Source organism: Pseudomonas sp. 478 (assembly GCF_003254125.1).
GTDB lineage: Bacteria > Pseudomonadota > Gammaproteobacteria > Pseudomonadales > Pseudomonadaceae > Aquipseudomonas.
In genome coordinates, this window is sequence record NZ_QKZG01000010.1 from 242,583 (window position 1) to 253,408 (window position 10,826).

A 10,826-nucleotide genomic window follows, 5' to 3' on the forward strand; every position below is an offset into this window, starting at 1 on the left:
GTAGTACTCAGGTGACTGCCCATGACTGAATTACAGCTCGACGACTTCAAAACCGACGAAAACGCCGCCATGGTGTTGTTGGTGGACGATCAGGCAATGATCGGCGAGGCGGTGCGCCGCGGGTTGTCGAACGAAGAAAACATCGACTTCCACTTCTGCGCCGACCCGCACCAGGCCATCGCCCAGGCGATCCGCATCAAACCGACAGTGATCCTCCAGGATCTGGTGATGCCCGGTCTTGATGGCTTGAGTCTGGTGCGCGAGTACCGCAACCATCCGGCGACCAAGGATATCCCGATCATTGTCCTGTCGACCAAGGAAGACCCGCTGATCAAGAGCGCGGCGTTTGCGGCCGGGGCCAATGATTACCTGGTGAAGTTGCCGGACAACATCGAACTGGTGGCGCGCATCCGCTACCACTCGCGTTCCTACATGACGTTGCTGCAGCGTGACGCCGCCTATCGCGCGCTGCGGGTCAGCCAGCAGCAGTTGCTCGACACCAACCTGGTGCTGCAGCGCTTGATGAACTCAGACGGCCTGACCGGGCTGTCGAACCGCCGGCATTTCGACGAATACCTGGAGCTTGAGTGGCGCCGTTCGCTGCGCGACCAGAGCCAACTGTCGCTGCTGATGATCGATGTCGACTACTTCAAGTCCTACAACGACAGCTTCGGCCACCTTGAAGGCGATGAAGCCCTGCGCAAAGTGGCCACGGCGATTCGTGATGCCAGCGCCCGACCTTCGGACCTGCCGGCCCGTTACGGCGGCGAAGAGTTCGCTCTGGTGCTGCCCAATACTTCGCCGGGCGGCGCGCGACTGGTCGCGGAAAAATTGCGCCAGACGGTGGCTTCGCTAAAGATTCCGCATATTTTCCCGGCCGAAGGTTCGAGCCTGACCATCAGCATCGGCCTGTCGACCATGACCCCGCAACCGGGCGGCGATTGCCGTCAATTGATCCTGGCGGCGGACAAGGGGCTTTACCTGGCGAAGAACAATGGGCGTAATCAGGTCGGGATTGAGTGAAAGGGCTGGTTGGTATCTGTGTTGTAGCTTGAGTCCACCCCTCACCCCAACCCTCTCCCCACGGGGGAGAGGGGGAAAGGGAGCCGATCAGGGGATTTTCAGAACCTGAGTTCGACTCGGAATTTTCAGGTCGCAGTATTTCGCAAGACACTTAGGTCAGTCCCCTCGCCCCTTGGGGAGAGGGTTAGGGTGAGGGGGAGCGATCTCAGCGATCTCAAGCCCGATAAAGAACCCGCTAAAGCCGCCAGGCGGGCTGCCGTGACAGCCTGTTTACGTTATACTCGCCGGCTTTCAAAAGTTCGCCAACGAGTGCTGCCCGCCATGGAAATCAACCCGATCCTTAACAGTATCAAGGACCTGTCCGAGCGCTCCGAAACTATTCGGGGGTATCTTTGACTACGATCAAAAGCATGAGCGTCTGACTGAAGTCAATCGCGAGCTTGAAGATCCGTCTGTCTGGAACAACCCGACGTACGCTCAGGAGCTGGGCCGCGAGCGGTCCCTGCTGGCTCAGATCGTCGAAACCCTCGACGAAATGCACACAGGCCTGGCCGACGCCAAAGACCTGCTGCTGATGTCCGCCGAAGAAGAAGACCAGGCCGCCGTCGATGACGTCGCTGCCGAAGTCGAGCGTTTGCGCGAATCCCTGGAAAAACTCGAATTCCGTCGCATGTTCAGCGGTGAGATGGACGCCAACAACGCCTACCTGGACATCCAGGCCGGCTCCGGCGGCACCGAGGCTCAAGACTGGGCCAACATCCTGCTGCGCATGTACCTGCGCTGGGCCGACAAACGCGGTTTCGACGCGACCATCATGGAGCTGTCCGCCGGTGAAGTCGCCGGGATCAAGGGCGCGACCGTGCACATCAAGGGCGAATACGCCTTTGGCTGGTTGCGGACCGAGATCGGCGTGCACCGTCTGGTGCGCAAGAGCCCGTTCGACTCCGGCAACCGCCGTCACACCTCGTTCTCGGCCGTATTCGTGTCGCCGGAAATCGATGACAACATCGAAATCGACATCAACCCGTCGGACCTGCGCATCGACACCTACCGCTCCTCCGGTGCCGGTGGTCAGCACGTAAACACCACCGACTCGGCCGTGCGTATTACTCACGTACCGACCAACACCGTGGTCAGCTGCCAGAACGAACGCTCCCAGCACGCCAACAAAGACACCGCGATGAAAATGTTGCGGGCGCGCTTGTACGAGCAGGAAGTGCAGAAACGTAACGCCGCGTCCCAGGCCCTGGAAGACACCAAGTCCGACATCGGCTGGGGTCACCAGATCCGCTCGTATGTACTCGATGCGTCGCGAATCAAGGATTTGCGCACTAACATCGAACGCAGTGACTGCGACAAGGTGCTCGACGGCGACATCGACGAATACCTGGTGGCCAGCCTGAAACAAGGCCTGTAAACCGCCAGTCAAGACCTCAAGTCCCCTGCCACCGGTGGGGGCAACGAACCTGTGATGGAATTTTTAAAGACATGAGCGACCTAGAACTCGACCCGCAAGCCCTGCAACAGGAAGAAAACTCCCTGATCGCCCTGCGCAAGGAAAAGCTGGCTGCCGAGCGCGCCAAGGGCAATGCCTTCCCGAACGACTTCCGCCGCGACAACTACTGCGAAGACTTGCAGAAACAGTACGCGGACAAGACCAAGGAAGAGCTGGCAGAGGCTGCGATTCCGGTCAAGGTTGCCGGTCGCATCATGCTCAACCGTGGCTCGTTCATGGTGATCCAGGACATGACCGGTCGCATTCAGGTCTACGTCAACCGTAAAACCCTGTCCGAAGAAACCCTGGCCTCGGTGAAAACCTGGGACATGGGCGACATCATCGCAGCCGTTGGCACCCTGGCGCGTTCCGGCAAGGGCGACCTGTACGTCGAAATGACTGAAGTGCGCCTGCTGACCAAGTCCCTGCGTCCGCTGCCGGACAAACACCACGGCCTGACCGACACCGAACAGCGCTATCGCCAGCGTTACGTTGACCTGATCGTCAACGAAGACGTGCGCCAGACCTTCCGCGTACGTTCGCAAGTGATTGCGCACATCCGCAGTTTCCTGATGCAGCGTGACTTCCTGGAAGTGGAAACCCCGATGCTGCAAACCATTCCGGGTGGCGCGGCAGCCAAGCCGTTCGAGACTCACCACAACGCGCTGGACCTGGAAATGTTCCTGCGTATCGCGCCTGAGCTGTACCTCAAGCGTCTGGTGGTCGGTGGTTTTGAAAAGGTCTTCGAGATCAACCGCAACTTCCGTAACGAAGGCGTTTCGACTCGTCACAACCCTGAATTCACCATGTTGGAGTTCTACCAGGCTTACGCCGACTACGAAGACAACATGGACCTGACCGAAGAACTGTTCCGCGAGCTGGCGCAGCTGGTTCTGGGCAGCACCGACGTGCCTTACGGCGACAAAGTGTTCCACTTCGGCGAACCGTTCGTGCGTCTGTCGGTGTTCGACTCGATCCTCAAGTACAACCCTGAGCTGACCGCTGACGACCTGACAGATATCGAGAAGGCCCGCGCCATCGCCAAGAAGGCCGGCGCCAAGGTGCTGGGCTTCGAAGGTCTGGGCAAATTGCAGGTGATGATTTTCGAAGAGCTGGTCGAGCACAAGCTGGAGCAGCCGCACTTCATCACGCAATACCCGTTCGAAGTGTCGCCGCTGGCCCGTCGTAACGACGACAACCCGAACGTCACCGACCGTTTCGAACTGTTCATCGGTGGCCGCGAAATCGCCAACGCCTACTCCGAGTTGAACGACGCGGAAGACCAGGCCGAGCGCTTCATGGCGCAGGTGGCTGACAAGGACGCCGGCGACGACGAGGCCATGCACTACGACGCCGACTTCGTTCGCGCGCTGGAGTACGGCATGCCGCCAACGGCCGGTGAAGGTATCGGCATCGACCGTCTGGTGATGCTGCTGACCAACTCCCCGTCGATCCGCGACGTGATCCTGTTCCCGCACATGCGGCCACAAGCGTAAGTGTTTCGATAAAAAAGCCGCCTAAAACAGGCGGCTTTTTATTGCCTGTCTGGTACAAACGTATCAATTGGTTACTTTTCAAGTAAGAGAGGAATACCTGTCGTGAACCGTGCAATTGCTCAAGAGGGTGCAGCGGACGTCGCCACTGCGGTCGCTGAAAGTGTTCAGTACCAGGGTCGCAAGGCTAGCCGACAGGGCAGTGAACAGCGTCGACAGGACATTCTCGATGCGGCGATGCGCATTGTCGTGCGCGATGGCGTGCGGGCCGTGCGTCACCGCGCGGTGGCCGCCGAGGCTGGTGTGCCGCTGTCGGCCACTACTTACTATTTCAAGGACATCGATGACCTGCTCACCGATACCTTTGCCCAATACGTGGAACGCAGCGCGGCGTTTATGGCCAAGTTGTGGGCCAGCAACGAAGGCCTGCTGCGCGAGATGGTTGCTTATGGCGATGGCAGCCCCGAGTCCCGTTCACAGCTGGCCGACGATATCGCGCGGCTGACCGCCGATTATGTGCAGCGTCAATTGCACAACCGTCGCGAACACTTGATGGCCGAGCAGGCGTTCCGTCAGGAAGCCCTGTTGAACCCGCGCCTGGCGGTGTTGGTGCGCTCGCATCAGCAAATTCTTCTGCAAGGCACCTGCCATTTTTTCGAGGTGTTGGGTTCCCGCGAGCCACAACAGGATGCCAAAGTGTTGACGGCGATTATCGGACGGATGGAATATCAGGGCCTGCTCAACGACGCCGAGCCTGTCGCCGAAGCCGAAATGCTCGGCATCCTGACTCGCTACATGCATTTGGTGCTGGCGTCGGTGTGATCCTCAGGGTTGTACGCTCAACCCCTGTGGGAGCGGGCTTGCTCGCGAAGACAGTGTGTCAGTCGACATTCATATTGAATGTTCAACCGCATTCGCGAGCAAGCCCGCTCCCACATTAGATCGGCGTGTGTTCATAGGGAGTGTTGAATGAAAGCCTGGCGTGTCGTTGTGATCGCCTTGTCGTTCCTGCTGCTCAGCGGCTGTCTGGTGACCTTCAAGGAGCCGCTGCCCTCGAGCGAGCCCGCGCCTAAAGGGTTGCTCGGCAAATGGACCAGCACCAACGCCTGGGGCGAGCCGCTCAATCTGGAGCTGACGCGCCTGGGCGACAATCACTATCAGGCCGTCAGCTACTTCAAGGCTAAACCCAAGGAGCGTGAAGCCTGTCCCTTCACGGTGACTCGCCATGGCAGTCGCTGGTACTTGTCGGCCAAGGTGCCGGCGCAATTCGGTGGGCATTTCACGCTCTTGGGTTTTGAACTCACCGATAAGCATGAACTGGTGGTCTATAACCTCGACCTCGAGCAGATCAACCAGGCCCTGAGGCAAAAAGTCCTCAACGGCGAAGGCTTCCAGACCGACGACGGTGACGGCGTGTTGATCAACAACACTCTGGACCAGGTCTTCGCCTACCTTGATGACCCGGCCAATTCCGATGTGTTCGTCGAGGCCGTGCGCTATCAGCGACTGGCCAAAGCCAAATAAACCCAGCACGTAAACGGTTTTTCTACAGGAGTTTCGGGTGGACGATTACCAGCAGTCGATACGCATTTTGTCCGATCGCATTGTGCTGGCGCAGACGCCGATTCGCGTCCTGGATGCGGTGAAGTGGGACGACAACATCCGCAAGGGTTTCCTCAAGGCCAAGGGCAAGGAAATGCCGGCGGTGGACCGCGATTACTACCTGAACCGGCCGCTGGCGTTCGACTCCAGCAAGGTGAAGCTGGAATTTCAGAACATCGAGCGCGACATCACCCGACAGCTTGGTCAGTTCAACCCTGTCGGCCAGATCATGCGCCGCATGTGCAAGGAATACCGGATGGTGGTGCGCATGCTCGAAGCGCGCGGCACCGAGGATTTCGGGCTGATTTCACAGGAGCTTTACGGTGCCGCTTCCGACGCGTTCCACGCCGGCGATCCGACTCTTTCCGACCTGGGCCTGATGCTCTCGGATTACCTGAACAACATCGATGGCCGTGGCGACCTGAAGGACGAACCGAAACTCCTCACCGCCAAGGAAGCCGTCCACCTGCTGCAAACCCGCTTGAACAAGGTGTTCGGCGAGGCCGAGGAAACCATTCGCGTATTCGAGTCCGACGGGATCGTCGCCGATGCGGCGGCCGGCGCCGACTACATCAAGATCCGCGCCGACGCGATGTTCAACGAGCGTGACGTGCGCGCTCTGGAAGTCCACGAAGGGCTGGTGCATGTGGGGACCACGCTTAATGGTCTGAACCAGCCGATCTGCACCTTCCTCTCCAAAGGCCCGCCGTCGTCGACAGTGACTCAGGAAGGCCTGGCGATCCTGATGGAAATCATCACCTTCGCCTCGTACCCGAGCCGCCTGCGCAAACTGACCAACCGCACCCGCGCCATTCACATGGTGGAAGAGGGCGCGGACTTCCTGCAGATCTTCGAGTTCTTCCGCGAGCAAGGCTTTGAAATGGCCGAAAGCTACGGCAATGCCAGTCGGGTGTTCCGTGGCTCGGTGCCGACAGGTCTGCCATTTACCAAAGACTTGTCCTACCTCAAGGGCTTTATCATGGTTTACAACTACATTCAGTTGGCCGTGCGTAAAGGCAAGCTTGAGCAGATACCGCTGCTGTTTTGCGGCAAAACCACGCTGGAAGACATGCGCACCTTGCGTCAGTTGGTGGACGAAGGGCTGGTGGTGCCACCGAAGTATTTGCCGGATCAGTTCCGTGACCTGAACGCGTTGTCGGCGTGGATGTGCTTCTCCAACTTCCTCAATCACCTGAGCCTGGACCGGATCGAAGCGGATTACTCCAATATCCTCTAACGTGTACGCCGTTCAAATGTGGGAGCGGCGGTGCGGCGATCCGACTTGCTCGCGAATGCGGTCTAACATTCAACATTTCTGTTGTCTGACACACCGCTTTCGCGAGCAAGTCGGATCGCCGCACCGCCGCTCCCACATTTGGTCCGTATTTCAACCACACTTCGCGAGGTTTCATCGGATGAGAATCCTCGGCTTCTTCTGCCTTCTCTTGACCTTGAGCGGCTGCAGCTCGTTGCTGTTCTACCCCGAGCCCGGCCAGCTGTTCACCCCGGAAAAAGCCAAACTCGAATACCGCGACGTCACCCTGACCACCGCTGATGGCCTCAAGCTGCACGGCTGGTGGTTGCCGGCCAAACAAGGGGTCGAGGTCAAAGGCACGGTGCTGCATTTGCACGGTAACGGCGGCAATCTGCCCATGCACCTTGGGGGCAGTTGGTGGTTGCCGAAAGAAGGGTATCAAGTGCTGCTGGTGGACTATCGCGGTTACGGGCTGTCTGAAGGCAAACCGAGTTTGCCGGCGATCTATCAGGACATCGACGCCGCGTTCAAATGGCTCGACCAGGCGCCGGAGGTCAAGGGCAAGCCGTTGATCCTTCTGGGTCAGAGCCTCGGCGGTTCGATGGCCGTTCACTATCTCGTTCAACACCCCGAACGGCAGAAGCAACTCAAGGCCTTCGTGCTTGACGGCGTGCCTGCCAGTTATCGCAGTGTCGGCCGCTTTGCGTTGAGTAACTCATGGGTTTTCTGGACGTTCCAGGTGCCGCTGTCCTGGCTGGTGCCGGACGGTGACAGCGCGATCAACTCCATGGCGCAACTCAATGGCGTGCCGAAACTGATCTACCACAGCATCGACGATCCGATCGTGCCCCTTTCCAACGGCATCCGTCTGTATCAAGCTGCGCCGCCGCCGCGGGTGCTGCAACTGACCCGTGGCGGTCATGTGCAGACGTTCGCCGACCCGGTCTGGCGCAAAGTCATGCTGCGTTTTCTCGATGACCCGCAGCATTTCAACGGTCTGCGCCGCCTGGGTGAAGTCCCGAATTACCCGGCGCCGAAAAATTCTGAAGATGAACCACCAGAGAGTCCGCAATGAGTGAAGAACGTAACGCCATCCCGCTGATCATCACCGGTATCTGCAGCATCCTCGGCACCGTCGGAGCCCTGTGGTTCTACGGCTACCTGCACTTCGCCAAACCCGAAGATGCGCTGCTGCTCAGCGACTTCACCATGCTCAAGACGGTGCCGGGCGAAGACTACAAAGTCTCCCTGGAGCCGGCCTCGCAAGTCGCGCAGTGCATCGATGGCGTGCTGGTGATGTTCGACACCGAACAGAAAGGCCTGAGCGGCGTGTTGGTCAACAACAAGAAAAAAGCGGTGCGCTGCATGGGTGAGGAAACCCCGCAGAAGCTCGAGCAATAACCCAACTCATACAAAATTTTGTGACCACCAAAGATCCAGTGTGGGAGCGGCGGTGCGGCGATCCGACTTGCTCGCGAAAGCGGTGTGTCAGTCAACAGAGATGTTGAGTATTAAACCGCTTTCGCGAGCAAGCCCGCTCCCACAGGGGGTGGTGTTTGCCAAACAGAAAGCCCCGCCTGATCTGATCAGGCGGGGCTTTTGTGTTTCAGCAGGTGATGCTTAGTTCGAGCTGACCGCCGAACGCGGGATCACCGGCTGGTTGTCGTTGGAAATGGTCACTTCCACCCGACGGTTCATCGCACGGCCCGAGACGCTGCTGTTCTCGGCCACCGGGTATTCCTTGCCGTAACCCTGCGCCACGATGCGCGCCGGATCAACGCCCATTTTCACCAGTGCCATGCGCACGGAACCGGCACGACGCTCGGACAGCGACTGGTTGTGGTTTGCGGCGCCCGTGCTGTCGGTGTAGCCCTCAACGATCACCTTGCGATCAGGGTTTTCCGAGAGGAACTGCGCCAGTTTGTTGATATTCACCAGACCGCTGGACTTCAGGTCAGCCCTGTCAGTGGCAAACAACACATCACCGAACGTTACCAAGGTGCCGCGATCAGTCTGCTTGGCGTTCAGGCTGTCCTGCAATTGCTTGATTTGCGCATCGCGGGCATCCAGACGAGCCTGGGCACGCTGCGCGGAAGCATTTTTCAGATTGGCTTCGGCGTTGCGCAGGGCGATGGTCTGCTTCGCCACTTCAACACGTTGATTGGTCAGGTAAGCCAGTTGATCGACCTTGGCCTGGTCTTCTTTGTCCTGGTAAGCCTTGTCGGCCTTGTCCAGGTAATCGCTGGCTTCCTTGGTTTCCAGCGCCGCGACTTTACTGGCTTGCGGGTTGGTTTGCAGGCCGGTGTAGTTGCTGCGGGCCTGTTCCAGGTTCGCGTTCGGCGGCGTGGAGCAGGCGGCCAGTGCAACGCTTGCGGCCAGCAGGGCAGGGATCATCAATTGTTTACGGGTCATGGTTTCGTCCTTTTAATCGAGTAAGAAGTGCGTCGTGCCGGCCGTTTATTGAACGGTGCGCTGGCTTTCCTGACGCAGTTCTTGAACACCTTTCTGAGAGTCCTTCACAGCCTGTTCAGCTTTGATCGCCTGGGCTTTGCGCTCAGCCACGCGAGCGTCCCACTCGGCCTGTTCGGCCAGGACTTTGGCTTCGTCATACTTTTTGTCGTGCAGGGCGATTTCGGCTTGTTTGAGCTTGTCCTGCGCGGACTTCATTTCCACTGCCGCGAATTCGGTACCGCCGGCACTGACGGCGCTGTTGACCGCCGATTCCGTCACGGCGAATTGCTCGCTTGGCGGATTACCGGCACAACCGGCCAGAACGAGGCTGCTGCCGATGGCCAGTGCAGCCAGTTTCAGGCTACGCAGAGGGGGGAACGAGGATTTGGCAGTTCGGGTTTTCATGGTCTTCAACTCCATTGGAATAACTCCTGAAAAACTTAAAAATCCATCCTGGGTATGGAGCCGCAACCTTCAATTTCCGTGGGTGTTTTGAAACGGCCGTCCCAGGCGTGGTTAATGGGTGTGACCCGTGGTGTTTTTCGAAAGTTCAGAGAATATGGCCCATTGCCCGAAAAAACTTTGACCGAACGGACAAGGCTCTAACTTGGGGATTTTGGCGATGCGAAGCGGTATTCCCGACTCGCTATAGGGTCGGGAGTACGCAATTGTCGAAGGGAAATGCACGCCAATGTGGGAGCGGCGGTGCGACGATTCGACTTGCTCGCGAAGAATCCGTCTCAGTTGAAACAAATGTTAACTGACGCACCGCTTTCGCGAGCAAGTCGAATCGTCGCACCGCCACTCCCACAGGTTCGGCGGAAATTCAGTGTTTCTGTTTGTCGTCGACGGCCGACAAATCGTGCAAATGACGACGGGATAATGCGAGAAAACGGGGAGTCGGACCGATGTCTTCGTACAGCGGATCACCTTCTTCGTCGGTGGCCACGACGGTCGAGCCCTTTACGTATGGGAAGCTTTTTTCGAGCTCTTCCAGGGCGGCGCCGATCAGTTCGCCGAGCAGTTCTTCGGGCTGGCGTTTGGGGTACATCTCGATAATGGCTGCCAGCCGTGCGGCGGCCTCCACATCCAGATGTATCGAGTATCCGGTGTCGGTCAGGCGACCCTTGGCGTTTTCTTCCCAGTGATGGGCAAGCTCGCGGATTTTCATAGTGACCTCAATGCGCACCTGCTCGTGGCAGGCAGTGTCAGTGTCCGGCAATCGCCGGCTGCAGCCGTTGTACGGCTTACTCTTCAGACTAGCTTTAACGCCCAAGGTTTAAAGTCCCTTCGTCGTCTTATGGCGCTGGGGGGGCATTGGGGGGATTGGGTGTATATCCGTTTTTGCGGTGATGGCGGCTGGCGGTTTCGCTTTTACAGCGAGTCACTTTGGAAAAGCCCCAAAGTAACCAAAGGGCTCTTGCCCCTAATGAGATGGTCAGCCCGGCGAGAACCTCGGCGAGTCTAAACTTGCCGGGGCGCTCTCTTTACCGAAGGAGGATCTCTC

At 58.5% G+C, this 10,826-nt stretch carries 11 protein-coding genes; 8 read left to right on the forward strand and 3 right to left on the reverse strand.

Translation table 11 applies throughout. The annotated features are described in order from the left end of the window. Positions 1–21: 21 nt before the first annotated feature. From DFS28_RS21860 to DFS28_RS21905, 8 genes are all read left to right on the forward strand, one after another. Complete coding sequence (locus tag DFS28_RS21860; RefSeq protein ID WP_111451402.1) at positions 22–1,023, forward strand: PleD family two-component system response regulator; 1,002 nt, start codon at positions 22–24, stop codon at positions 1,021–1,023. A gap of 321 nt (positions 1,024–1,344) precedes the next feature. After that, positions 1,345–2,440 (forward strand): peptide chain release factor 2 gene (prfB, locus tag DFS28_RS21865; RefSeq protein ID WP_111451403.1). Its coding sequence is split into 2 segments (ribosomal slippage): positions 1,345–1,416 and positions 1,418–2,440, totalling 1,095 coding nucleotides; the frame shifts between segments, so codons are not numbered across the junction. 71 nt (positions 2,441–2,511) lie between these two features. Continuing rightward, positions 2,512–4,014 carry a lysine--tRNA ligase gene (gene lysS / locus DFS28_RS21870; RefSeq protein ID WP_111451404.1) on the forward strand — a complete coding sequence of 501 codons (1,503 nt, stop codon included), beginning with the start codon at positions 2,512–2,514 and terminating at the stop codon, positions 4,012–4,014. 114 nt (positions 4,015–4,128) lie between these two features. Then, positions 4,129–4,833: a TetR/AcrR family transcriptional regulator gene (locus DFS28_RS21875; RefSeq protein ID WP_033053548.1), complete on the forward strand. Its 705-nt coding sequence runs from the start codon at positions 4,129–4,131 to the stop codon at positions 4,831–4,833. A gap of 147 nt (positions 4,834–4,980) precedes the next feature. Further along, the gene (locus DFS28_RS21885; RefSeq protein ID WP_111451405.1) at positions 4,981–5,535 is read left to right on the forward strand and encodes a hypothetical protein; all 555 of its coding nucleotides are present in this window, start codon (positions 4,981–4,983) and stop codon (positions 5,533–5,535) included. Between the two features lie 37 nt (positions 5,536–5,572). Then, on the forward strand, positions 5,573–6,850 hold the full coding sequence (locus DFS28_RS21890) for a flavohemoglobin expression-modulating QEGLA motif protein (protein WP_111451406.1): 1,278 nt from the start codon (positions 5,573–5,575) through the stop codon (positions 6,848–6,850). Between the two features lie 178 nt (positions 6,851–7,028). After that, complete coding sequence (locus DFS28_RS21900) at positions 7,029–7,943, forward strand: alpha/beta hydrolase (protein ID WP_008156743.1); 915 nt, start codon at positions 7,029–7,031, stop codon at positions 7,941–7,943. Then, positions 7,940–8,269, forward strand: coding sequence for a hypothetical protein (locus tag DFS28_RS21905; RefSeq protein WP_111451408.1), 330 nt, complete (start codon positions 7,940–7,942; stop codon positions 8,267–8,269). Before DFS28_RS21900 ends, DFS28_RS21905 begins: the two co-directional genes overlap by 4 nt. Positions 8,270–8,488: 219 nt before the next feature. Here DFS28_RS21905 and DFS28_RS21915 read toward each other — a convergent pair whose 3' ends face one another. From DFS28_RS21915 to DFS28_RS21925, 3 genes are all read right to left on the reverse strand, one after another. After that, positions 8,489–9,280, reverse strand: a complete 792-nt coding sequence (locus tag DFS28_RS21915) for an OmpA family protein (protein WP_111451409.1) — start codon at positions 9,278–9,280, stop codon at positions 8,489–8,491. Positions 9,281–9,325: 45 nt separating this feature from the next. Continuing rightward, on the reverse strand, positions 9,326–9,739 hold the full coding sequence (locus DFS28_RS21920) for a DUF4398 domain-containing protein (RefSeq protein ID WP_111451410.1): 414 nt from the start codon (positions 9,737–9,739) through the stop codon (positions 9,326–9,328). 406 nt (positions 9,740–10,145) lie between these two features. After that, positions 10,146–10,490, reverse strand: a complete 345-nt coding sequence (locus tag DFS28_RS21925; protein ID WP_008156734.1) for a hypothetical protein — start codon at positions 10,488–10,490, stop codon at positions 10,146–10,148. Positions 10,491–10,826: the final 336 nt, after the last annotated feature.